The organism is Defluviicoccus vanus, assembly GCF_014672695.1.
GTDB lineage: Bacteria > Pseudomonadota > Alphaproteobacteria > Rhodospirillales > Defluviicoccaceae > Defluviicoccus > Defluviicoccus vanus.
In genome coordinates this window covers 1,218,758-1,240,772 of sequence record NZ_CP053923.1, presented here as the reverse complement: position 1 = coordinate 1,240,772, position 22,015 = coordinate 1,218,758, and the positions used below count along the sequence as shown (strand labels likewise).

The following is a 22,015-nucleotide window of genomic DNA, read 5'->3' as shown; positions in this document are numbered from 1 at the left end:
GGCAAACCAGCCGACGGCGAAGACGGCGACGAGCGCCAGCACCGAGCGGACGCCCTGCTGCCGTTTGACCGGATCGGCGAAGGCCTGACGGGTTTGGGCGATCCAGTCCGGCCAGCTGCCGACTGCGGTGGCAAGCGCATCCAGCGACTGGCGGGTGGTCGTGTAGCCGGCGTCGAGGAACGCAATCAGCCGGCCGCTGATGGTGCTTTGCGAATTTGCCGTGTCATCCTGCGTCTGCTGTGCGGCGATCAGTCCCTGCAGCGTCGCCACCAGTTCCTTGCGTTTGCCTTCGTCCTCGATTGTCACCACCAGCCGCTGCAGACCGTCGACACTGAGCGTCTCTGCCGGCGCCGCAGCCGCTGCTGCCCTGGCCGCGGGCATCGTCGTGCCGAGGGTAGTAAACAGCACAGCCAGCAGCACGAACATGCGGCTGAACCGCCACAGTGCGACGTTGCAGCCAAGGTGAGCGTACAATCCGGTGGGCGTTGGTCTCGGCATTATCCGTCCTATCTGCTTTGCCTCGCGTCTGCGGGCGGACCTTAGACACCCGACGTGCCGGATGCCAACCGCGGTGTGCGCTGCCCGGAGAATGTCCAGGAGTGACGGGTGGGGATTGATCGGCGGTGCCCGGCCGCGCACATCAGGGACGACAGACACGCACCGCCCGCGCTTCCGGATCGGAACGCGAGGCAAGTGGGGGAGGTGATGATTACAGGCGAGCGCGCAGCGAGGTTGCCAGCGGCCGGCTTGCCGGTCTCGCGTCCCGATGCCGCGCGCATCGAGGCGCTGGTGGATCGTGCCATCGCCCGCTATCTCGACGGGTGTCATGCGCGCGTTGCCGGCTTCGCCGATCGGCATTTCAGCCTCCGCGGCGCCCTTCGCCTGCACCGCCACGCCATCGGCCTTGATTTGCTTCGCGCACCACTCAACACGGCGCTGATTGTCGTCTACATACTGATGCAGCTGCTGGCGTCAGCGGCTCGCTGCCTCGGCTGGCAGCGGCCGGCCCGCTGGCTTGCCACCCGCACGCCCTTCCTGACCACCAACGTCGCCCGCTCGCTCACCTGGGCGATCCAGACCGAGCTGCTGGATTTGCCCTTCGAAGACGGGCAGCGCCGCTGGCAGCACGACGCGCTGGCGGCGGAAATCGTCGGCGATGCGGACTTGGCACCCGTTTTTGCCGCCGCGGCGGCGGCCAGCCGACAGCGCCTGGACCCGGCGGATCTGGCACGGCTGCTTGCCGGCTACACGGATGCGCGCAACGCCGCCGCCGACCTGTTCAACAACGTGGTCTTTGCCAGTGCCGGTGCGGCAGCATTCAAGGAACTGACACCGGGCGCCGTGTCACTGGGGCCGGCGATTGCCGCCGCATTGGTGCACCAGACCGCGGTGGCCACCTTTCCGTTCGGCGCCGGCCTCGGCGGCCTGTGGTACAGCGTGTTCGCCGTCAAGCCGTCGGCGATGGCGATCGCCGCAACGACCCTCGGCCTGGTGGGAGTGGCGGCCGTCCTCGCTGCCTTCGTTGGTGTCGTCGTCGACCCGCTGCTCTGGCTCGCCGGTGTGCACCAGCGCCGTCTGCACCGGCTGGTCGACGTCGTTGGCCGGCGGCTGCGGGGTGAAGACGCGGCGGCGTTCCACGTCCGTGATCACTACGTCGCCCGCATCTTCGATCTGGTCGATCTCGCCCGCGCCGGTCTGCGCGTGGCGGGGTGAGGCGCTGGCGGAGTCGCCAGTGTCATTGGATAGATTTAGCAGCCGCTTCGCGCTTCCACGTTGGTTCTGTAGTTACGCGGCATCAACGCGCTCGGCCTTTCGACTTTGTGCCTTGTGCTCCATTGCTCGACTTGACCGGAGCACCGCTTGCGTTAGCTGGGCTTTGATCGGCCGAGATGTTGCTTGACTCGCCACAACGCTTCCCGGTTGCAACCTGTTGATAAATTGACTCGTTGTTATGGGCGATGCCTCCCTGCATGACACTCGCGTTAGCGATGATACGAGCAATCGGTTACAATCCCTTTTCGGTCGAATGACACGTTTAATTGCGCTGAAGTGTGGTCGGTTTCGTTATTGAAGAGGTTAGCGTAGGGGATGAAATTTGAGCCTCGAATATCGATCTTCGTCGACGTGTACATCCATGTCTCGCCCGTCGCCATCATAAAAATGTTGCTTGGCGGTCCAAACCACGTCTCCACCTGCTCCTTATTGCTCTGGCCTATAACGACATCATTTATCGCAGCCGTATTAATTTCACGACCAGTTTTATACGTGCAGCATGCGAGCATTGTGGCCGCAAGAGCCGCGGCGAACGACACCGTGATTTTGGACACCCCTTTTCTCCCCTTGCTCGTACCATGCGAATGATCGCGATCCCACTGATACCGAGACTGACTTGCAATTAATAAGCGAGTTTGTGTGCAAGTTTATGCTACCTGTAGGAGAACATGCAAGCGATGGTTGACAGACCGTTGACGGTTTGGAGGCGCTGCTCATCGCGGCTGGGGAATGATTGTGACTACGAGGATGCCGACGTTGTGGGAGGCGAGGTGCATCAGATAGGGATTGTAGACGTCTTCCAGCCAGCTTTGGAGGATGCCGCCGTGGTCCAGCGTGCGGGTGACCGATTGCTCGACGACCTCGGCGCGTTCTTGAATCTCCGCCCTGCCAATAGCGGAGCGCAGGGAGTTGCGGTCGGTGTCGTCGTCGACCCGCTGCTCTGGCTCGCCGGTGTGCACCAGCGCCGTCTGCACCGGCTGATCGACGTCGTTGGCCGGCGGCTGCGGGGTGAAGACGCGGCGGCGTTCCACGTCCGTGATCACTACGTCGCCCGCATCTTCGATCTGGTCGATCTCGCCCGCGCCGGTCTGCGGGTGGCGGGGTGAGGCGTCGACAAGCGACCTGGCGGCCTGTTATGCCACGGCCTCACCTTACCCCGCGCAAGCATGGGTGTTACCAGCTCAGCGTCCGCGTATCCTCCTTGAACAGCAGGCCGCTGGTCAGATCGGGATTGCCGACCTTGGCGCCGGCGAGCAGGTCGCCGTCGTCGACGCCGTAGTACTTCATGCAGAAGGGGCAAACGATAACCGTCGCTCCCTTGGCCATCAGCGCCGTGAGTTTTTCCTGCTGCGGGCCGAAGGTGCCGGCGTTCGCTTTTGCCGCCAGCAGGACCGCCTTGTCATTCAACCAGATGGTGACCGGATGTTGCCGCTCCATCATCGCCCCGGAGAAGGATAAGGCCATGTCGGCGCGGTGGGAGTCGTTTGAGGTCAGGTTGACGAACAGTGAACCTGATTCGGCGGCCGCGGCCGGCAGTGTCGCCAACAGACCCAAGAACGCAAGTATCGCCAGGAACTTTCGCATCGTCGAAATACTCCATTGCTTCGGTTGATGGGGACGCAGGGGCGGCGTCCGGCGACCCCGTCCCCCGGTCGCCGGACCGGTGTCGTTAGAGGGAGAACCCCTTACGTCACCCGGTCCAGTTGTCCTTTAGCTGCGGGCCATTGAGATTTTGATAAACCGGCAGAATGACTTCTGCGCCGACGTCGTTGCCATCGACGAATGGTCGAGCGGCATCTGCTTGCTGTCGGGATGCGGCGGAAGCGACGCGGCTACGTTGCTGGCAAACGCCGTCGCCGGTAACGCAATGCATAGGCAGCCTGCTGCGATGCAGAGGCGCTGAGCTGTTCTGCGCATAATCTCTCCAGGGCTCTGATCATGAACCGAAAGATGTTTGTCGGTTGCAGTGGGAGCGTCAGGAGAGGGGAGGGGGCGCGTGGGAGACGATCGAAGCCAGCAAGGCGGCCAGTGGTGACGCAGCTTCGTTCGGACGGCAGCGGCGCGGCGTGCCATGGATCAGTGAGTGGAAGTAGCGCCGCCGTCGATACCAGCGCAATGGCGGCGTGGACGGCACAAAACGGGCAGAACTTGACGCGCTGCTGATGCTCCTGCTGCCCAGCGGGAACTGCCCCCGGGGCGGGTACGACGACGAGGCCGTAGGCGGTGCAGATCTCGGCGCCGCTCCGCTCGAGGGCAGGTACCCAGAGCGGCGAGAGATGGACGAGCAGGTTGGCGAGCAGCGCCAGCAGGACGAGGAGGCGCGCTGTCGCATCCTCGCTAGCGGCTTGCAGCGTTCTTGGCGGCGTCATTGCCCGCACCCACCGCCGACGCCTCTGCCGGGCGATCGCCTGTCAGCCGCGGTGTTCGGTCGGGTAGGATTGCTGTGACGGTCGCGCTGCGGCACCGATGGCGGTCCTGCCGGCTGGTTCTGCTTCTCTTTGCTGCTTACCGGCCGGGGACGTCGGCGTCAACGGATGTGAGCCGCGGGCGTGGCGCACTGTCGCGTGGGTTAGGTCTCGTCGTCGTCGGGCTCGTCTTCGGTTGCGGGAACCCGGTAGACCTCACCCAGCCAGCGGGCCAGGTCCACGTCGGCGCAACGAAGGCTGCAGAAGGGCTGGTAGGCAGCATCTGCCAGTCGGCCACAGATCGGGCAGCGCTTGCGTGGCGTGCTATTCTTTGGCGGCGGCGTCTCAGTCATCATTCGTTCCGGGCTTACGGGCGCAGTCCCACTGCCGCATCGGCGACAGCGACGCGGTAGCCGACCGGGGCAAGGGTTGCGTCGCGTTCGATGACGAGCGGGCCGCCCTGGCGTTCTTCCGCCACCGCCTTTGCCGGCGCCATGGCCTCATTCAGTGCGTCCGCCACCGCCGGCGCCGCTACCAGTCGCGGCAGCCGCCCCGGGTGGGCGCGTCCTTCTGCCAGCACGGCTCGCAGGGCGTCGCCTGCCGCCACCCACGGTGCTCGTTGCCAGCCCTCGCCACAGGCGCCGCAGACCGTGCCCAATTGTCGGCGTAACGACGGACCGCGCCGTTCACGGGTCAGTTCAATCAGGCCGAGCGGGGTAAAGCCGCCCCAGCGGAGGATGCGGTCGTCACCGGCCATCGCCGTGCGCAGCGCCGAAACCAGATCACCGCGGTGGCTGCGATCGCGGGCGGCCAGCGGGTCGATGACGATGTGACCGGCGAGGTCGCGCAGCACGATCGCCTCGGCGATTGCCGCCATGGCTTCGAGATTGGTTGCCCGCACCGCCGTCATCCCCGGCCCGGTGGCCGCGGCCATGTCGATATCGATGGCGGCGACGGCCGGTGTTTCGCTGATCAGAATGGCACCGCCCGACGGCAGTGGCACCCGCGGCAGCAACGCAGCATCGAGCATCTCGTCGACACCCTCGCTGGCGAACAGCGACGCCAGACCGCGATGGAACTCGATGCGCTCGCCCAGATCCGGAAAGGCAGCGCGAAGCTCGGCCAGCACCGCCGCATCGTCGACAACGACGCGCGCCAGACCCGGGCCCTCGGTGTTTGCCAGCGCACTCTCCACTGCCGTGAGCACCGGATCGGCTGCTTTGCGCAGCCGCTGTGGCGGGCGCAACCCCTTGCCCTCGGCAACCAAGTCTGCTGGCAGGGGCGGCCGGGCGGCAAGCTTTGCCCCCTTGCTGCCATCGGCGGCGCGGAGCACGCGCAGCACGACACGGTCGCCCTCCGATGGTGGGTTGCGGGGATCGGCGGCATCGGCCAGCATCAGCAGACCGGCCCGCTCGGCGCCGATGTCAACGAAGGCGGCGGCCAGCCGCCGGTCGACGCTGGTAACCCGGCCGACGAAGATATCGCCGGCGCGCACATCGTCGCCAGGAACGCGCAGGGCGAAGCGCCGCAGCCGGCCGTTGGCGAGGCTGGCCACGCGGCGGTCGGTCCCAAGCGCGGTGATAAGGATTTCGTCAATAACCATTGGCATCGCCTTCACCGTCCACCGGCCGGTAGCCGAGGCCGTTCAGCAGTTGCACCGTCTCGAACAGTGGCAGACCGACCACGTTGGAGTAGGAGCCGATCAACTGGCGGACGAAGGCCGCGGCGCGGCCCTGGATGGCGTAACCGCCCGCCTTGTCCTGCCATTCCCCGGTGGCGAGATAACGACGCACTTCATCGTCGGTCAATTGNCTGAAGGCGACCTGGGTCACGATGACGCGATCGGTCAGCCGGCCGTCCGGAGCGGCGACGGCGAGTCCGCCGTAAACGCGATGGCGGGCACCGGACAGCAGCATCAGGCAGCGACGTGCCTGCTCGGCATCAATCGGTTTCGGTAGCACCCGTCGACCGCGGGCGACGACGGTATCGGCGGCGATGACATAGGCGCCGGGACAGCTCAGGCGCACCGCTTCGGCCTTGGCGCGGGCCAGTCGCAGCGCCACGTCGCGTGGCAGCTCNGCGCGCGCGGGCGTCTCGTCGATGGTGGCTGGCACGACGCGATCAGGCGGATAGCCGATCTGGTGCAACAGATCGACNGCGCCGCGGCGAGGCCGAGGCGAGAATCAGCGGCATTGGGGATTCGCGTGAAAGGGATGCCTGCAGGGGGAAGGAGAACGACGCGCTGTGACCGCCGGTCACTTGTAGCGGAAGGTGATCCGGCCCTTGGTCAGATCATAGGGCGTCATCTCGACGTTNACACGGTCGCCGGCAAGAACGCGGATCCGATTTTTGCGCATTTTCCCCGCTGTGTGCGCGAGAATTTCGTGGTCATTCTCGAGCTTTACCCGAAACATCGCGTTGGGCAACAGCTCGGTAACCACGCCGATGAACTCGATCATTTCTTCCTTGGCCATGCAAACTCCAGGTTTTCCTTGCTCTCGCCAACAGATGTACGGGCCTCGGCAGGAGGTCAAGTGCTTAAGGGCGAGCAGATATGGCAGTGTGTCATCGTGTGGCATGCATGTTCTGCCGAAACTGCATGCAAGTGGCCAGTGGCGTACATCCCCGCTGCGACCACAGCAATACATCCACATAGCGCGCCAGTGGCGCACACGCAAAAATCACGCTGCCGCGACCGATCGGCTACCTTGCCATCGTTGGCGGCCTATTCTTAGCCGCCGCCGGGCCACTTGCCAAGGCCGCGAACGACTGGCGAAGCGATGCGCGTGGTTGCCTGGCCTCGCCGGCGGCCCTCAGGAGGTGGCAGTCGCCGCCGTTGTTTCGTTTTCGAAGCGCGGCGTCACCAGCGGCAGATCGCCGCGGGCGTTAATCACCTCGGCATGCTTGCTCATGGGCAGGACGGTGAAGCGCTTGCTGTAATCGGCAAGGAAGCCGTCCAGCCAGGCGAGTTTCTTTTGCGCCGGGACATCCATTCCGGGGAAGAAGGCCAGCGGCTCCAAGCCATCGTCAGCGCCGAGGAAGTCGAGCGGATGCAGCAGTAGCGAGGGCTCTACCCGCATCAGCCGGCACAGATCGAGGGCAATGCGAAAGTAGGTCCGCGCCAGCCAGGGCGAGAAGCGGGCAAGGTAGATCAGATAGCTGACGTGGAAGGGGATGCGGAAGATCGGCATCGTCGTCACCGGCACCTCCAGCAAGGCACCGCGATCCAGTTGCCAGCGATAGGCACGCAGCGGCCGGAAGCCGTCCTCGAAGCCGCCAAACAACTGCCGACGTTGCTCCTTCTCGTCGGCGGACAGCCGGGCGGTGAAGAAATAGTAGGTGCGGGCGAGGGGGCCGAGGAAGGTGGGGAAGGTGGAGCAATCGTAGCGGTAACCGCGGCGGAGCAGTACAGAGAGCGTTTCCCGCGATAAACTGAAGCCAGGGCCGCGGAAGCCGATCGGCCGCTGCCCGGTGACGCGGGCGATCGCCTCCTCGGCACCGGCGATCTCCGCTTCGAGTTCGTCGGGGCTATAGGCATGCAGCCAGGGTTCGTGCTTGAAGGAGTGGTTGCCCACCTCATGGCCGGCGGCGGTGATGGCCTGTAGCGCTGCCGCATTCTCCGGCCGGACGGCGTCCTGGCCGACAATAAAGACCGTAATCTTCAGCTGCCGTTTCGCCAGCATGGCCACGAATCGCGGCACCACCACATCCAGATAGGAGGGAAAGTCCACCCAGGCCGCGTCGCCACGCGTCTTCATGTACGACCACTGATTGTCCAGATCCAGCGACAGGCTGGCGGCAAGTTTGCCTTGCGGGCTCATTCGGCAATCTCCAACTGCGGTTGGACGGCGGGTTGCGCGTCGGCCGCTGCCAGCAGCACCGGGATGGCGCGCTCGCCGAGGGCCACGGTTTCATTGACAGCCAGGGTGCCGTTGACGATGTGGGCGGAGTTGACGATTGCAAGCCCTGGCACCGAGGTGATCATCGGCGGCAGCCGGTCCGAGTAGCCAAGGGTGGAGATGGCATAGACCTGGCGGACGCGGGACACCTGAAACGCTTTGATATTGGCCTCGGTCAAATCGGGGTAGACCTGCTGCAGGCCAGCGATGAAGCGGCGGCGGATTTCCGTATCGTCGTACTGCCAGAAGGCATCGTCGGCGGTGACGTAGCGCGGCAGATAGACAAGCGACAACCCGTCAAACTCTGCCTTGGCGTTGACCAGCGACGACATCTCGACAATGGCGGTGAAGGGGATCGTCGGGTCAGTGATGTAGGTGAGGTAGTATCCCGCGAGCTTGCGATCGAGCAGGCAGGACGGGCAGATGATGCCCTGATAGACGATGCCGTTCAGGCGCTGACGTTCGTCCTCGCTCAGTCCCGGACACATGCGCGCGGCCTGCGGTCCGGCGGCGGTCACCACCACCTGATCGAAGCAGTCCTCGCCGTCGGCGGTGCGGACGTGGACGCCGTCGGCTTGGCGTTCGATCGCCTCGACCGGACTCGCCAGCCGGATGCTGACTCCCGCGGCGGTCAGCCGTTCGGCGAAGCGATCGAGGATGCGGCGATAGCCGCCCGGAATGTAGCCGAATTTCTCGGTCTTCATCCCGCCACGGCGGGCAGCGTAGATGCGGGCGACATAGGACCAGATGAAGGATGCCGAGGCGATGCGATAGTTATCGCCCATTTTTGCCGCCAGCAGCGGCCGCCAGATTTGCGCAAAGACGCGTCGTCCGGATAGGCGCTCGAGCCAAGCGGCGAGCGGAATCTGTTCGAGGCTGCGGCCATCCTTGATCCGCGAGACGTAGAACAAGGTGAAGGCGAGGCGGACCTTGTCGATCAGCGACAGCGGCGGAAAACGCAGATAGTCGATGGCACTCGACATCCGGTAGAAGCCGCGGCCGGTGTAGAAACCGGTCTGCGTGGTATCAAACAGCAGCTCCTGTTCCAGATCGAGTTCGGCGAGGATGCGGCGCAGCGATTGGTCCGACAGCATGATCACGTGATAGTGGCGGTCCCAGACCACGTCGCCGAGGCGCCAAGCGGCGGCAAGACCGCCGAGCTCGGGCGCCGCTTCGATGACGCTTACCTGCTGGCCGGCCTGGGCCAAGCGGTGCGCCAGGGTCAATCCGAGCAGGCCGCCGCCGATCACTGCCCACCGTTGCGTTCGCCGGTCGTTTGAAGCCGCGTCGGTCATCGTTGCCTGTTCGTCTTTGTCCCACTCCAGCGCTTGCGCGCGTCGCGCGCACCTGGAGGTGGGGGTGTGCATTCGAAGTCGTGGGCGGCGTTCCCGCCAGTACCGGCGCTTACCGCACCCTTCCTGTCCGCCACATGGCACCGCCGGCGCCCTACGAGCTGCAATATTGTCTTGCGCGCAGCGAAGTGGTCGCGGGCAAACGGATCCACGTCGCTTCAGTCGCCCGGCGAGAATAACTATGCCGGCACAGTCAAGCGGCTGTCCGTGTAGCCAGTCACACTCGCAACGCGGAACGCCGCAAACAGGGTCGCCGTGGCACTAAGCCGCGGCGAATTGCGCCGCCGTCTCGATGACGACACCGCTGCGAAGGGCGTAGGTCAGGCCGCAGGCCGGGCAGACGTGATCACCATCGCTTGGTGTCTGCCCGCCGCCGACCCGGAGAAAAGGCTCACCACATCGGCAGACGTAGCCGACGATCCGTGCCGGATGCCCAACAACGAGGGCGAAGTCGGGGACCGTATGGGTGACCACCGCCGCCATGCCCACCATGGCGAAGCGACCGATGGCGAGATCGTTGCCGATGACCGCTCGGGCACCGATGGTTGCACCCTCGCGAACGAGTGTCGGCAGGGTGTGTTCGTCCGGTCCGGAGCCACGCAACTCGCGGAGGTCGGCGGTGGTGGCCCGCGGGAACCGATCGTTGGTGAATACGGTTCCGGCGGAGATCATCACCCCGGTCTCGATGCTGACGGCGGTGCAGATATAGACGAAGGCGTTGATCTTCACCCGGTCGCCGATGGTCACATCATAGGCGATGTAGGATTTTTCACCGACGATGCAATCGCGACCGATCTTCGCCGGTCCGCGGATATGGACGTTATCCCACACCGAGCTGCCGTCGCCGATCTCCACGCCTGACTCAATCAACGCTGTCGGATGAATACGTACGCCCATGTCTGCCTCGGCTGTCTACGGCTGGCCTGTTGCTGCTGTCGCGACTACGAACTGGCCGCCAACCGCACCGGCGGATTGGCGCCGACGCGTACCCACTGTCCCGCATCCAACGACTCGTAGGCGGCCTTGATGACCTCCACCGAGGCGACGGCGTCTTCGAGGGAAATCAGCAGCGGTTCGAGACCGCGAATGTGGTTGCAGAAATTGAGAACCTGCCGCCGGAACGCCGCGACCTTATCGTAGCCATTGCCGAAGACGATCCATTCGGGGCTCGATGCCTGACGGAAGCGCGACTCTCGCCAGCCGACGAAGATGGTGCCGTTGGAGCCGAACACCTTGATATAGGTGTCCAATTCCTTGTTCAGGCTCCACGACAAGTCGATGCTGGCGTTGATGCCGCTGGCAGTGTGGAGGAAGACGGTGGCCGTGTCTTCCACCTCAAGGCGCTGACTGCGCTTGCCCTCAACCGCCAGCACGCGTTCGATCGGGCCAAGCAGGTAGCGGGTGATGTCAACCGAGTGCGTGCCGTTGTCGATCAGCACCCCGCCACCGCTGATCGCGGGCTCGGCGTTCCAGCGCTTGCCCATGCTGACGTTGGAGGTAAACGCATTCTCGAGCAGCAGGATTTCTCCCAGCACGCCCGACGCGATCAGCGACTTGGTGCGGATGACATCATCGACGTAGCGGAACTTTGATGCCATCGCCATCACCACCCCCTTCTCACGGGCGGCGTCGCACACGGTGCGCGCGCTTACCACATCCGTCGACAGCGGCTTTTCGCACAGGACGTGGATGCCGCGACCGATCAGGTCGAGAGCGATCTCGGTGTGGGTCGATGGCGGTGTGCAGACCACCACGGCATCGCACTGGACGTTCTCCACCATCTCGCGATGGGAGGTAAAGCTGGGACAACCCCAGATTTCCGCGGCAGCAGCAGCGGCATCGGCGCGTACGTCGGCAATGCCGACCCAGCGCACCTCGCTGCAGCCTTCGGTCGCCTTCAGATAGGATTGGGAAATGGCGCCGACGCCAACCAAACCCAAACGCATCGTTTCATCCACGGCGGCTCTCCTGATCTTGTCGTGACGGCACGGAAACGCGGCTTACTTGCAGAGCCGCGCGTGTTCGGCGCGAATGGCGTCGGCGATGAAGTCCACGTGCGCTTCCGTGAACCGCTCGTTCCACGGCAGCACCAAAATCTCGTCCAGTCCCTGGAAGGTTCCCGGGAACAAGGCGGCGTCATAATCCACTGCTTCCGGGCGGGCGAGGGTGAAGGGGAAACGGCTCTTGCCAAAGGTGCATTGATCGCGCAGCACCTGGCAGCGGAAGGCCGGCTTCTGGATGTAGCGCGGTGCCGCGGCGATGCCATACTGCTTCAGTCCGGCGCCCAGGGCTGGCGATCCGCCCGGCAGCTTGCTGCCGTCAACCCAAACGCAATAGCGCCAATAGGTGTGGACGGAACCCTCGGCATGGGCCGGCGGGCTGACGCCGTCGAGACCGGAGATCGCCTTGGTCAGCCGTGCTGCCATTGCCCGACGCTGGTCCACCCCGTCCTGCAGCTTCGCGAGCTGGGCCACCGCCACTGCACCCTGCAGTTCCGTCAGGCGATAGTTGAGGGCGAGGAAGTAGTGATCGGGATTGGCGTCGCCGTAACCCCAGGCCTTGTTGACGTACAGGCGGACGCGGCGTGCATAGTCGGGATCGTTGCTGACCACCAGACCGCCTTCGCCGGTGGTGATATGCTTGCCCTGCTGCAAACTGAAGCAGCCGATGGCACCGATCGTCCCCACGTATTGATCGTCGTAGCGGGCGAGATACGCCTGCGCGCAGTCTTCGATGATCGGCAGGTTGTGCTGCGCGGCCAGAGCGACGATGTCCTTCATCTCGCACGGGTTGCCGAAGAGGTGGGTGACGATGATCGCGCGGGTCCGCTCGCTGATCCGGGCGGCGATCGTTTCGGCGGTGACGTTGCAGGTATAGGGATCCACGTCGGCAAAGACCGGGATCGCCCCCTGGTAGAGGATCGGCGTCAGTGCACCCATGTCGGTGATCGACGTGGTGATGATCTCGTCGCCCGGTTCGGGGTCGATCGCAGCAATTGCCGTGTGGATGGCGGCGGAACCGGAGGCGCAGGCAATCGCGAACTTGGCGCCCAGCATGTCAGCGAAGCGCTTCTCCAGCGTCGCACAGGCGGTTCCCTTGGTGCACGTGAGCGTGCCGCTCTCGATGACGTGGCGCAGTTGCTCTAGCTCTTCCTGCCCGAGGGTCCGACCGGAACTGTCCTGGTCCGACGGCAGCGAGATGCGCGACTGCGCTTTCACGGCCAATTCTGTCACTCTCAACCTCCTTTATGGATTCCCTCACCCGACTGCTGACCGGCCATCAAGTCGTTGAATGGACCAGGCGTCGGCAAGGAAGAACGTGAAACCCTCTCGACAATCAGGCGTCTCAAATGGCCCAGGTGCCCAACAATCGTCTTCAGCGTCTTCATTTTCGACGTTCCGAGCAGGCGAACCTCCATCACCGCCGGGCATTCGACGACACGGCCGCCGCCGGCATCAATCCGGCTCAACAACTCGGTGATGCCGACGAAACGCTCGTCGCGAAGCTCGATATCGGCAACGGCACGCCGACGGTACACGCGAAAGCACGATGTATACGTCGCTAGCTTGTGATGGTGAACGAAGCGGTAGATGACGGAGAGTCCCTTGGAGAGGACCAGCCGCCATGCCGGCAGATTGAGAACCCGACCTTCGGCATGATACGGCGATGCGGTAACTAAATCGATACCCGGCTGCAGCATCGGGATCATCTTTCGCAACTGCAGCGGATCGTAAGTCCCATCGCAGTCGATCACGCAGACGATTTCGGTACGCGCATGACGGATGCCGGACAGCACCGTCGCCGCGACACCGCGGTTGCTGGAGTGCCGCAGCAAGCCGCAATCCGGGCGATCCGCGAACAGCTCAGTGAGCCGCTTCCAGGTGTTGTCACGGCTGCCATCGTCGACGAAGAGGAAAAAGACGTCGTAGGCGTCCTTCATCCGATCATTGAAGCTGCGCAGGGTGTTAGAGGTGTACCCGAGCGTCGCCTCTTCATTATAGCAGGGGACGACGACGGTAATCGGCGTGCGCACCGCGCTCGCTTCAACCGACAGCGTCGGTTCCACCGCTATGGCTGCCGGCATCACCCGTTCGACAGCCGGCGCCGGACCGAGGCACAGATGGTCGGCGACGGTAGCGAAGCGGTACTTCTCGAGATAGTAGCGAATACGACCGATCATTTCCTCCAGGTTGCGGTACTGGCGGATGCGCTGCAGCTGCGAAACGGCGGTGATCCGCGGCTGCTCCGGATCGAGTTCCCAGACGTGAAAATAGAAGACGATCGGATCGGTGGTGTGCCGCTCCCACTGCTCGATCGCGCGGCGGATGAAGGCATGCGGGAACTGACGAACGAAGTTGCCGCCGGAAATCGGGATGCACAGGGGGCCCACCTTCCAGGTGGAAAGCGGCACCTCCCAGATGCTTCGCCCGTTCGCCTCGTGTCGGTGGACGAAGCGCCGTTGCGGCTCCGACATGAAGGTGGTGCCCAGTGGCCGCAGGCTGGAATCGTAGAGAAAGCCTTCTTCGCTCAGGATATCGAGCGCCCACAGGTCGCGTGGCCCAAACCCACCGCGGGGAATGCGAAAGCCGCGTACCGCTACCCCGGTTGCCGCCTCGATCACCTGCTTCGACCGCCGCACGTCGGTGCGGAAATCCTCCGGCGTCATCTGCCGGATGGATCGATGCCAATATCCCTTGCTCGCTATTTCGTGGCCACGCCGCGCCACCTCGGCAACCACCTGGGGTTGATGCTCGGCAATCCAGCCAAGGACGAAAAAGGTGGCCTTGGCGCCCATCTCGTCCAGCAGGTCGAGGGTGCGCTCGGTGTTGCGTTGCACCCGGCTTTCAAAGCGCGGCCAGTAATCCGGGGGAACGACCCGACTGACCGGACCCACATGGCAGTAATCCTCAAGAACCACGCTCAGAATGTGGTTACGTTGCGGACGCTCAAGCGGAGAGCTCATCCGGCATCATCCTTTCCGGCTGCAGTCGTGCAGGCAGACCAAAGATACGCTCAATAGCATCGACAATTCGCACACCGCTGTCGCCTCGGCCGAAGGGGTTTTCCACCCGCTTCACCCTCTGCATCCAACTGTCCTCCCGACTAGCCTCTTCCAGCATCGCCCACAGGCGCTCGCCGGAATGCCCGACGAGACGAGCCGCGCCGCATTCGATGGCTTCAGGACGTTCCGTGTTCTCACGAAGAACGAGGAGGGGCTTGCCCAGCGTCGGCACCTCCTCCTGGACACCGCCGGAATCCGAGGCAATCAGCCAAGCGTGGTTCATCAAGTGGAGAAAGTCCGGGTAATCGAGGGGGCGNATCAGCCGGATACGTGGATTGCCGTCGAGGACGTCATAGGCCACCTCGCGCACCGCCGGATTGGCATGCACCGGGAAGATCAGGGCGGTGTCGGCGTGGCTGTCGATGAAGCGGCGCAGCGTCACGAGGTGATCGCGCATGACCGCTCCGAAGTTTTCCCGCCGATGCGTGGTGAGCACCACCAGTCGCAGGTGCTTCAATTCGTCCACCAGTTGACGCAAGGCTGCCGACGGCGGCGCTTCGTGCAGGATCCAGCGCACGGCGTCGATCACCGGATTGCCGGTGAGGATGATCGAGGCTTCGGCGACGCCTTCGGCGCGCAGGGAGCGGACGTTGTGCGGCGTCGCCGCGAAATGATAACTGGCAAGCTGCGAGATGAGGCGCCGGTTCATCTCCTCAGGAAAGGGGCTGAGCGGATTTTCCGAGCGTAATCCGGCTTCGATGTGCGCCAGGGGAATGCGCCGATGAAAGGCGGCGAGCGCGCCAGCCAAGGCCGAGGTGGTGTCCCCTTGCACCATCACCAGATCCGGCACTTCGTCCACCAGAACCGGGTCAAGCGCGGCCATCAGCCTGGCCAGCAGTTGATTTAACGGCTGGCCAGGCTGCATGGCCTGCAAATCATGGTCGGTATGTATCTCGAACAGATTGAGAAAGGGCCGCAGCAGGTCGGTGTGCTGCGAGGTCACCACATTGACCGAGCGCACTCGCCCGCGCAGCTGCAACTCGCGTAGAACGGGAGCCACCTTGATTGCTTCCGGTCGCGTGCCGAACACGGTTAGAACGGTCTTTTTCGCCTGCATTCGTACCCTATTTATACTTGTAATTATGCGTTGTACCTTGGCGTAGAGCTCCCATCGACCGCAACTACCACAATTGCCGATGATATTAAGGTGAATTTTGCTAAGGTCTCGAATAAACGTTTCGTTACACGGTTATTTGGGTCGCCGATAGTGGCTGCCCAAATACGCACAGTGCTGCGTAACAATATGGCCGAATCCGCACTTGCCATCGCGCGAACAAACTGATGAGAGACGATCGTCGACAATGTTAGTAGGCAAAATCTCGTCACAACAATACCATAATCCTAGTTCCCTGCAAGGAGGACGGTGTCGGCGTTATTGCGTCGCACCAGCCGATGCATATGCCATGAGAGTCTGCCGTCGCGGCTCGTTCCGTCCTGCCTCGCCTCCAGGCACCTCAAGCGAATGCCAAGCACCCTTCATCTCCCAGCCGTCTCCCCGCGACATGACCTCCCCGCGTTCCGGGATCGGCGATCGATTGCACCGAGAGTGCGACTCTAACGCGCCGAGAGCGGCATCCGACGGCCCATACGAGCCAGCATGCGTAGCACTCGATTTACTGAAGCGTAGGTCGATCAGCCGACGCGTACTGTGATCTGGTTCACCCCGTGACGCCGAATGAGGAACTTATGAGCGAGAATGACCATTTTGGCGAGAGCCTGAGTGTCCACAAATGATGCCGCCGGTACGTGTAGCTGCCAAGCGTTACCGCTGTGCCACGGTCAGGCAGGGCGCGCGCCTGGGTTTGCTGCGTGCTCCGCTACGTGGCGACCGAGGAGTTCGTGCACCTTGGCGGTCAGCTGATCGCGTTGATAGGGCTTGACCAGAAGGTCAACCTCCCCGTCCCATGGGCTGTCGGCAAACAGCGTGCTCATGGCGTAGCCCGAGGTGAACAGCACCTGTGCTTCTGGGCGGAGCGCCAGTACCTCCTCGGCCAGTTCAACGCCGTTGCGCCCATTCGGCAGCACAACGTCGGTAAAGAGGAGGTCGAGCCGCGGCAACGATTCGATCCGTGCCAATGCCGACGCGGCATCAGGCGCTTCGACCACTTCGTAACCCTGCTTGCGCAGGATCGCCGCCGCCGTCTTGCGCACCCGGCCGTCGTCTTCGACCACCATGACGACCTCGCCACCTGCGGTATGGCTGCCCATCGCCAGTCGCGCGGTGCTTTCTTCCACTTCCTCGCCGACCACGCGCGGCAGATAGAGGCGGACCGTCGTTCCTTCACCCGGAACACTGTCAACAAAGATCTGGCCACCCGACTGGCGAACGAAGCCGTAGACCATGCTGAGGCCGAGGCCGCTCCCTTCGCCAAGCTTTTTCGTGGTGAAGAAGGGCTCGAAGATGCGCTCAAGGACTTCCTGGGGCATGCCCACGCCGGAGTCGGAAACCCGCAGCACCACATAGTCGCCGGGAGTGGCATCCTCGACGTTGGCGGCGGGGGACTGCGGCAGCTGGGTGTTCCCGGTTGAAATGGTCAGTGAGCCGCCTGAGGGCATGGCGTCACGTGAGTTGACGACGAGGTTGAGCAGCGAGCTTTCCAGCTGGCTTCGGTCCACCATGGCCTTCCACAGGTTGGGGGCCAGATGCTCGTTGATGGTTATCTTCTCGCCGATGGTCCGTCGTAACAGGCCGGTCATCTCGCTGACGACGTTATTCAGGTTCGTGACGCGTGGATTGAGCCGTTGGCGGCGAGCAAATACCAGCAGGCGGTGCGTGAGTTGGGCGCCGCGTTCGGCGGACCACAAGGCGTCTGCGATCAGCTCTCTCGTCTCACCGTCGAGATCCCTCTTCTCATCGAGGAGTTGCAGGTTGCCGATGATGATGGCGAGAAGGTTATTGAAGTCGTGCGCAAGTCCGCCGGTTAGTTGGCCGATCGTTTCCATTTTCTGCGCATGACGCAACCGATCCTCGGTTGCCTTGCGCTCGTCGATGTCCTCCTTGACCGCGACGTAGTGGGTTATCTTGCCACGGGCATCGCGCACCGGCGCGATTGAGACGAGCTCCCAGAACGACTTGCCACTCTTGCGCCGGTTATAGAACTCGCCGTGCCAGACATGTCCGGAGGAGATCGTTCTCCACATCTCCTCATAGTCTTTTGCCGGTGTGTATCCCGACTTGAGGAAGCGCGGGTTCTTGCCGACCACCTCGGCATAGGTGTAGCCGGTGGACTCGGTAAATTTCGGATTGACGTATTCTATCCGGCCATCCACGTCGGTGATCACCACTGCCGCGGGACTTTGTTCGATCGCTTGGAACAGCTTGCGCAGATCGCCTTCGGCGCGCTTGTAGGCAGACACGTCGCGCAGGAACAGCAGGAAGTGCTCCTCGCCGCTCCAGCGCATTGGGATCACGCGCATCTCGGTATAGGCGATGCCCTTGCCCGGTCGCAGGATCTCGATCTCGGCCACCTCGCCCTGGACCATTGGATAGCCGAAGGGAACGCCGATCAGATTTGGCGACGTCTTGCCGAAGAGAGTCACGGCGGCGCGGTTGACGAAGCGAATGTCGTGTTGCTGATCGACGATGACGATCGCCTGGTCGTGCAGTTCGATGATCGAGCGCCAGCGCGCTTCACTTTCGCGCAGCGCTTCTTCCGCCTGATGGTGGTTGCTGACATCCCCGGCGATTATCACCAGTTCACCGCTGCTCAGCCGGTACAGGTAAAGTTCCAGCCACACCGCGTCGCGGCTTGCTGCCTCGCCGGTGTAGACCGCCGCCGGAATATTCTCCGGCTGGCCGCTGCGGGAGACTCGGCGCAGGATGTCCAGCAGTCCGGTGGCGCGGATTCCCGGCAGCGCGTCGGTGATCAGTTCGCCCATCACGTCAACGCGATCCTTGCCGAAGACGCGCTCGGCAGCGCGGTTGAAGTCGCACACCAGAAAAGCTTCGCCGCCCACCGTCGGTTTCAGGATGATCACAACGGAGCGGGTATTCTCCACCAGCTCGTGAATCCGTTTCTGGCGCGCGCGACTGCGGCGGATGACCGGTCGGGCAATGAAATAGAACAAAGCATTGCCGGCGATGATCAGGACGATGCCGACCAGCGCCGTTCGTCTGGTTGCGTTGACGAATGGCTCCCGCAGTGAATCTAGGCGCATTTCGGCGACGATGCCGAGGTTGCGCTCCGGGACCGGACGAAAGGCGAGAAGGAGGGGTACACCACTTTCGCTGGTGAGCCGTTCGGTGCCGGTCGCACCGGCCAGGCGCGCTGCATTGCCATGGTGAGTGCGGCATCGGCTGCCGGTGGAGGCTGCATTGGTGCCGTCTGCAACCCGGGTATGGACAGGAACTCCAACTGCGAACCGCTGATGCGGCCGATCAGGATGCGTGCATCCCCGCCGAGCACCCGCTCGATGCGGCGGGTGGCCGCGCTGTCCAGACTCTCGCCCAGCAAAAGATCAGCGCCGTACTGCTGAAGCTGCTGCGCCTGAAGGGATGTCGCTTCAAGCAGAGCCGCCTTTCGCTCCCCGATTTGCAACTGACCGAGGGTGCCGACGGCGACGCCACCGACGGTAGCCGCGACCACCGTCATGATAAGGACCAGGAGAGCATACGCCCACCGGTCACTCACATCGCCTCTCCGTCGTCGTGATTCAGGTCGGTGCCGGTGTTGTCGGTTGGAGACTGCCGCCGCAGTGGATCGCCCGTGGGGGCGGTCCGCCATCGGCGTGAACGAGCGCTTCACGCAGTCTGCTCACGTTGACCGGCTTGCTGAGTGTCTGTACCGATCGGAGGCCCTTGAATTCGGCAAGCAGGCGCGCGTTGACGGCATAATCGGGGTGATAGCCGGTGATGATGATGATGTTGGCCACTGAGCCTTGTTCCACCAGCCACAGCACCAGTTCGTTGCCGTCGATATCCGGCATCACCATGTCAATGACAACCACTTCGGGCGTACAGCGCAAGTACGAGGACATGAAATCCCGGCCATGCTGGGTGACCTCGACTTCGAAGCCCATGCGCTGGGCTACTCGTTCAACGAAAGCCGCAAATCTTGGTTCATCGTCAACGATTAACAGGCGCTTGGCCGTCATCCAACCCCTCGATTGTCGCTAGCGCAAAGCTGTTTTATTGTGTCATTGCGCGCAGGCGCAAAACAGCGACTGCCTCCGCTACGGCGACGCAACGATATGCGGTAATGGTGCGTGGCGGAAGCGGCTAGACAGCCGCGTCCCGCAAATATTGGCGACATCGATGCAGGTACGAGTTGTCCTTAATCGGAAAAGTCGCTCGACGTCTTCTGGTGGTTGGCGGGATGGGCGATGATGTTGAGTGGGTGTGTAGCGTTGCGGCGACGACAGGGGAAGGCGACCGGTCGTTCGAACAGCCAATCGCCAGATCGGCCCGTTATGCCTGTCGCAAACCGGTTGCCGCTCCTATATATTTGTGCCCATCGTCCGTTATCCAAAGGAGTTACCGTACGAGTTGCGGCTTATTCCAGTTTGCTTGATCTTGCGTTGGAGGAGCGGAAGCGTAAGGTGGCGTGTCGGTTGGGGGTCAAACATCACGTCGCCTCCGTACTGACGATCACGGGGAATGTTCCGAGATGACTCATTACGTGCTCAAGCTCTACGTCAGCGGGCGTACGCCGCGGACAGAACAAGCGATCACGGGTGTCCGCGAAATCTGTGAGCGTGATCTGGCGGGTTTCTACGAGCTTGACGTCGTCGACGTCCTTGAGTGGCCGCAACTGGCGGAGAATGAAAAGATTCTGGCAACTCCAACGCTGGTGCGGGAACTGCCGACGCCTCTGCGCCGTCTCGTTGGTGACCTGTCCGACAGGAAGAAGGTTCTCTTCGGCCTCGATCTCTCTGTTGAAGAAGCGGCCGCCAAAGCAGGCAGACAATGAGCACCTCGACCCGTTGTGCTAGTCCGCCGCCAGTCACCCGATGGGTGTCTGGCGCCATGAACCCGCGATTTTTCTCCCCGATCTGGCGCGCTTGCTGCCGTCTATCGTCATGCGCAGGCTGACGTTCGCAGCCGGCGAGGTTATCTATCGCAGTGGAGATCCTCCCGAGATCGCTTATCTGGTGCTCGATGGCGAGGTGGAAACCAGCCGCGGGGCGGTCGTCGTCAGCAGCGGCAAGGGGACGATCATCGGCTTTTCTGGCCTTTTTCAACGACCCTACGGTTCGACGGCGACTGCCCGTAGCGATACGTCGGTGCTTGCCTTCTCGCGCCGCGAATTGAAAGCGCTGATCTATTCCAACCCCGACGAGGCGGCGAAGATCCTCGATGCGATGATCGAACTCTTCGGTCGCGTCGCCGCCGAACTCGAACGGCTCGCCGATGATGCGCACCCCCACCGGCCTCGGAGTAAAGCAGCGTCGGCAATTGCGCGGCGCTGGCCATGGATCGATGCTGGCTACGCATCGATGCTGACTGGTGTGCGGTCGCTGCTGCCAGTTGATCGGGCTCTGCGACCCAGTTCGGCCAGAAGCACCATGATCATTGCTACGGCGATAAACACGATCGGGCTCAGCAACCAGCCGAGCACCAGCAACCTGCCCCACGCGTCTCCGATCTCGCTGTGCATATGCTCCTCCTCCTCAGCCGTTGCGGCCGGCGTTTCTTGCTGAAGCCACCGAGTATCGCCCCGCGAGGTAACGCGCCTTTAAGCAGCCGGTTAACGGGATGTAATGCCCGTCGACAGACGCGTCGTGTCGTTCGGTTCGCCAGGCTGGCAGGCACGCTCCTCGCACTCGTCCCGTTACCGGCGGCCGCAGCGGAGGCGCGCTTGCGTCCGGGCATCATTGGCCACGATGATCGGGTCATCGTCGATTCCGCGGCGTGGCCCTGGCAGGCGATCGGCCGCCTCAATCGCGGCGGCAGCTTTTGCACCGCGACGCTAATCGCCCCCGCTGCGGTGCTGACCGCCCGCCATTGCGTCTGGGACCCGCGGACCGGGCAGATGGTGGCGCCGACCGAACTGCATTTTCTTTGCCGGCTATCGTCGTGGCGAGTACGTGGCGCACGGTATCGGGGCGCGGATCGAAATCCCCGCCGCCGATGCACCGCCGAACTATCACTTCGAGGTTAAGGATCTGCCGGCACTCGCCCGCGATTGGGCGGTCATCCACCTGCAGGAACCGCTGCCGGTGCGGCCGATCCCCCTCGGCAGTCTTGCGCCGGGTGTGGGGGCCAGCGTGATGCGGGCCGGCTACAGCCAGGATCGTCCCCACCTGCTTTCGATCCATCGCGACTGCGCGGTCGTCGATCGCGTGCCGGAGCAGCCGTTGCTGCTGACCAGTTGCGATGCGACACGCGGCGACTCCGGTTCACCGCTGCTGCAGGGGGAGGGGAATCAGGTTGCGCTGGTCGGCATCACCGCTGCGGTCGCCGACGACGGGCGTCACGGCGCCAGCATCGTCATCGACGTTGCTGCATTCGCGGCCATTCGCACCCGCTAATACAGCCTTTGCCTGCGCTCGCCACACGCATGACGGGCGTTTCTTCTCCAAAAT

General features: G+C 63.3%; 24 protein-coding genes. 6 read left to right on the top strand and 18 right to left on the bottom strand.

The window, feature by feature from the left end:
• Positions 1 to 705: 705 nt before the first annotated feature.
• Positions 706 to 1,713, top strand: coding sequence for a DUF6635 family protein (locus HQ394_RS05630; RefSeq protein ID WP_223291878.1), 1,008 nt, complete (start codon positions 706 to 708; stop codon positions 1,711 to 1,713).
• Between the two features lie 269 nt (positions 1,714 to 1,982).
• On the opposite strand, the gene bamE is transcribed toward HQ394_RS05630, so the two are convergent.
• Both bamE and HQ394_RS05620 read right to left on the bottom strand, forming a co-directional pair.
• Entirely contained in the window at positions 1,983 to 2,327 is a 345-nt protein-coding gene (gene bamE / locus HQ394_RS05625) for an outer membrane protein assembly factor BamE domain-containing protein (RefSeq protein WP_190262451.1), read from the bottom strand.
• A 159-nt stretch (positions 2,328 to 2,486) separates the two neighbouring features.
• Positions 2,487 to 2,747 carry a hypothetical protein gene (locus tag HQ394_RS05620; RefSeq protein WP_190262450.1) on the bottom strand — a complete coding sequence of 87 codons (261 nt, stop codon included), beginning with the start codon at positions 2,745 to 2,747 and terminating at the stop codon, positions 2,487 to 2,489.
• On the opposite strand from HQ394_RS05620, the gene HQ394_RS05615 reads away from it, so the two are divergent.
• Positions 2,727 to 2,879 (top strand): hypothetical protein, encoded by a 153-nt coding sequence (locus tag HQ394_RS05615; protein WP_190262449.1) that lies wholly within the window; start codon positions 2,727 to 2,729, stop codon positions 2,877 to 2,879. The genes HQ394_RS05620 and HQ394_RS05615 overlap by 21 nt on opposite strands.
• A gap of 67 nt (positions 2,880 to 2,946) precedes the next feature.
• On the opposite strand, the gene HQ394_RS05610 is transcribed toward HQ394_RS05615, so the two are convergent.
• The 16 genes from HQ394_RS05610 to HQ394_RS05535 all read right to left on the bottom strand — a co-directional run bounded on the left by HQ394_RS05610 (position 2,947) and on the right by HQ394_RS05535 (position 19,585).
• Positions 2,947 to 3,357, bottom strand: a complete 411-nt coding sequence (locus HQ394_RS05610) for a DsrE family protein (protein ID WP_190262448.1) — start codon at positions 3,355 to 3,357, stop codon at positions 2,947 to 2,949.
• 248 nt (positions 3,358 to 3,605) lie between these two features.
• A complete protein-coding gene (locus HQ394_RS05605; RefSeq protein ID WP_190262447.1) occupies positions 3,606 to 4,142 on the bottom strand; it encodes a DUF2946 family protein in 537 nt (178 codons plus the stop codon).
• Positions 4,143 to 4,342: 200 nt separating this feature from the next.
• Entirely contained in the window at positions 4,343 to 4,531 is a 189-nt protein-coding gene (locus tag HQ394_RS05600) for a DNA gyrase inhibitor YacG (RefSeq protein ID WP_223291877.1), read from the bottom strand.
• A 14-nt stretch (positions 4,532 to 4,545) separates the two neighbouring features.
• The gene (locus HQ394_RS05595) at positions 4,546 to 5,781 is read right to left on the bottom strand and encodes a ribonuclease E/G (protein ID WP_223291876.1); all 1,236 of its coding nucleotides are present in this window, start codon (positions 5,779 to 5,781) and stop codon (positions 4,546 to 4,548) included.
• On the bottom strand, positions 5,771 to 6,292 hold the full coding sequence (locus HQ394_RS05590; protein WP_317629000.1) for a Maf family protein: 522 nt from the start codon (positions 6,290 to 6,292) through the stop codon (positions 5,771 to 5,773). Before HQ394_RS05590 ends, HQ394_RS05595 begins: the two co-directional genes overlap by 11 nt.
• Positions 6,293 to 6,433: 141 nt before the next feature.
• On the bottom strand, positions 6,434 to 6,652 hold the full coding sequence (gene infA, locus HQ394_RS05585) for a translation initiation factor IF-1 (protein ID WP_190262444.1): 219 nt from the start codon (positions 6,650 to 6,652) through the stop codon (positions 6,434 to 6,436).
• A 339-nt stretch (positions 6,653 to 6,991) separates the two neighbouring features.
• Positions 6,992 to 7,999, bottom strand: coding sequence for a polysaccharide deacetylase family protein (locus tag HQ394_RS05580; RefSeq protein WP_190262443.1), 1,008 nt, complete (start codon positions 7,997 to 7,999; stop codon positions 6,992 to 6,994).
• On the bottom strand, positions 7,996 to 9,372 hold the full coding sequence (locus HQ394_RS05575) for an FAD-dependent oxidoreductase (RefSeq protein ID WP_190262442.1): 1,377 nt from the start codon (positions 9,370 to 9,372) through the stop codon (positions 7,996 to 7,998). Before HQ394_RS05575 ends, HQ394_RS05580 begins: the two co-directional genes overlap by 4 nt.
• Positions 9,373 to 9,690: 318 nt before the next feature.
• Positions 9,691 to 10,326 carry an acyltransferase gene (locus tag HQ394_RS05570; protein WP_190262441.1) on the bottom strand — a complete coding sequence of 212 codons (636 nt, stop codon included), beginning with the start codon at positions 10,324 to 10,326 and terminating at the stop codon, positions 9,691 to 9,693.
• Positions 10,327 to 10,370: 44 nt separating this feature from the next.
• Positions 10,371 to 11,375 (bottom strand): Gfo/Idh/MocA family protein, encoded by a 1,005-nt coding sequence (locus HQ394_RS05565; protein WP_190263143.1) that lies wholly within the window; start codon positions 11,373 to 11,375, stop codon positions 10,371 to 10,373.
• Between the two features lie 54 nt (positions 11,376 to 11,429).
• Positions 11,430 to 12,662: a DegT/DnrJ/EryC1/StrS family aminotransferase gene (locus HQ394_RS05560; protein ID WP_223291875.1), complete on the bottom strand. Its 1,233-nt coding sequence runs from the start codon at positions 12,660 to 12,662 to the stop codon at positions 11,430 to 11,432.
• A gap of 2 nt (positions 12,663 to 12,664) precedes the next feature.
• Positions 12,665 to 14,392 carry a DUF3473 domain-containing protein gene (locus HQ394_RS05555; RefSeq protein ID WP_190262440.1) on the bottom strand — a complete coding sequence of 576 codons (1,728 nt, stop codon included), beginning with the start codon at positions 14,390 to 14,392 and terminating at the stop codon, positions 12,665 to 12,667.
• Positions 14,376 to 15,548: a non-hydrolyzing UDP-N-acetylglucosamine 2-epimerase gene (gene wecB, locus HQ394_RS05550; protein ID WP_223291874.1), complete on the bottom strand. Its 1,173-nt coding sequence runs from the start codon at positions 15,546 to 15,548 to the stop codon at positions 14,376 to 14,378. The genes HQ394_RS05555 and wecB overlap by 17 nt, the downstream gene beginning before the upstream one ends.
• Before the next feature lie 722 nt (positions 15,549 to 16,270).
• On the bottom strand, positions 16,271 to 18,649 hold the full coding sequence (locus HQ394_RS05545; protein ID WP_190262438.1) for a hybrid sensor histidine kinase/response regulator: 2,379 nt from the start codon (positions 18,647 to 18,649) through the stop codon (positions 16,271 to 16,273).
• Positions 18,640 to 19,122, bottom strand: coding sequence for a hypothetical protein (locus HQ394_RS05540; RefSeq protein WP_190262437.1), 483 nt, complete (start codon positions 19,120 to 19,122; stop codon positions 18,640 to 18,642). Before HQ394_RS05540 ends, HQ394_RS05545 begins: the two co-directional genes overlap by 10 nt.
• A gap of 22 nt (positions 19,123 to 19,144) precedes the next feature.
• Positions 19,145 to 19,585 (bottom strand): response regulator, encoded by a 441-nt coding sequence (locus HQ394_RS05535; RefSeq protein WP_190262436.1) that lies wholly within the window; start codon positions 19,583 to 19,585, stop codon positions 19,145 to 19,147.
• A gap of 512 nt (positions 19,586 to 20,097) precedes the next feature.
• On the opposite strand from HQ394_RS05535, the gene kaiB reads away from it, so the two are divergent.
• Genes kaiB through HQ394_RS05515 form a run of 4 tightly spaced genes read left to right on the top strand, consistent with a single transcriptional unit; the run spans position 20,098 to position 21,961 of the window.
• Positions 20,098 to 20,400 (top strand): circadian clock protein KaiB, encoded by a 303-nt coding sequence (gene kaiB / locus HQ394_RS05530; RefSeq protein WP_190262435.1) that lies wholly within the window; start codon positions 20,098 to 20,100, stop codon positions 20,398 to 20,400.
• A 40-nt stretch (positions 20,401 to 20,440) separates the two neighbouring features.
• On the top strand, positions 20,441 to 21,130 hold the full coding sequence (locus HQ394_RS05525; protein ID WP_223291873.1) for a Crp/Fnr family transcriptional regulator: 690 nt from the start codon (positions 20,441 to 20,443) through the stop codon (positions 21,128 to 21,130).
• A complete protein-coding gene (locus HQ394_RS21050) occupies positions 21,088 to 21,591 on the top strand; it encodes a trypsin-like serine peptidase (protein ID WP_223292038.1) in 504 nt (167 codons plus the stop codon). Before HQ394_RS05525 ends, HQ394_RS21050 begins: the two co-directional genes overlap by 43 nt.
• Positions 21,518 to 21,961 (top strand): trypsin-like serine peptidase, encoded by a 444-nt coding sequence (locus HQ394_RS05515; protein WP_190262432.1) that lies wholly within the window; start codon positions 21,518 to 21,520, stop codon positions 21,959 to 21,961. Before HQ394_RS21050 ends, HQ394_RS05515 begins: the two co-directional genes overlap by 74 nt.
• Positions 21,962 to 22,015: the final 54 nt, after the last annotated feature.

What these genes read in the sequence shown, in the direction of transcription:
- HQ394_RS05555 (WP_190262440.1), bottom strand. Translation starts at nt 14,392, where the DNA reads ATGAGCTCTCCGCTTGAGCGTCCGCAACGTAACCACATTCTGAGCGTG.
- HQ394_RS05600 (WP_223291877.1), bottom strand. Translation starts at nt 4,531, where the DNA reads ATGACTGAGACGCCGCCGCCAAAGAATAGCACGCCACGCAAGCGCTGC.
- HQ394_RS05610 (WP_190262448.1), bottom strand. Translation starts at nt 3,357, where the DNA reads ATGCGAAAGTTCCTGGCGATACTTGCGTTCTTGGGTCTGTTGGCGACA.
- HQ394_RS05545 (WP_190262438.1), bottom strand. Translation starts at nt 18,649, where the DNA reads ATGCGCCTAGATTCACTGCGGGAGCCATTCGTCAACGCAACCAGACGA.
- HQ394_RS21050 (WP_223292038.1), top strand. Translation starts at nt 21,088, where the DNA reads ATGCTCCTCCTCCTCAGCCGTTGCGGCCGGCGTTTCTTGCTGAAGCCA.
- HQ394_RS05535 (WP_190262436.1), bottom strand. Translation starts at nt 19,585, where the DNA reads ATGACGGCCAAGCGCCTGTTAATCGTTGACGATGAACCAAGATTTGCG.
- HQ394_RS05595 (WP_223291876.1), bottom strand. Translation starts at nt 5,781, where the DNA reads ATGGTTATTGACGAAATCCTTATCACCGCGCTTGGGACCGACCGCCGC.
- HQ394_RS05525 (WP_223291873.1), top strand. Translation starts at nt 20,441, where the DNA reads ATGGGTGTCTGGCGCCATGAACCCGCGATTTTTCTCCCCGATCTGGCG.
- HQ394_RS05565 (WP_190263143.1), bottom strand. Translation starts at nt 11,375, where the DNA reads ATGCGTTTGGGTTTGGTTGGCGTCGGCGCCATTTCCCAATCCTATCTG.
- kaiB (WP_190262435.1), top strand. Translation starts at nt 20,098, where the DNA reads ATGACTCATTACGTGCTCAAGCTCTACGTCAGCGGGCGTACGCCGCGG.
- HQ394_RS05570 (WP_190262441.1), bottom strand. Translation starts at nt 10,326, where the DNA reads ATGGGCGTACGTATTCATCCGACAGCGTTGATTGAGTCAGGCGTGGAG.
- HQ394_RS05630 (WP_223291878.1), top strand. Translation starts at nt 706, where the DNA reads ATGATTACAGGCGAGCGCGCAGCGAGGTTGCCAGCGGCCGGCTTGCCG.
- HQ394_RS05605 (WP_190262447.1), bottom strand. Translation starts at nt 4,142, where the DNA reads ATGACGCCGCCAAGAACGCTGCAAGCCGCTAGCGAGGATGCGACAGCG.
- HQ394_RS05580 (WP_190262443.1), bottom strand. Translation starts at nt 7,999, where the DNA reads ATGAGCCCGCAAGGCAAACTTGCCGCCAGCCTGTCGCTGGATCTGGAC.
- HQ394_RS05575 (WP_190262442.1), bottom strand. Translation starts at nt 9,372, where the DNA reads ATGACCGACGCGGCTTCAAACGACCGGCGAACGCAACGGTGGGCAGTG.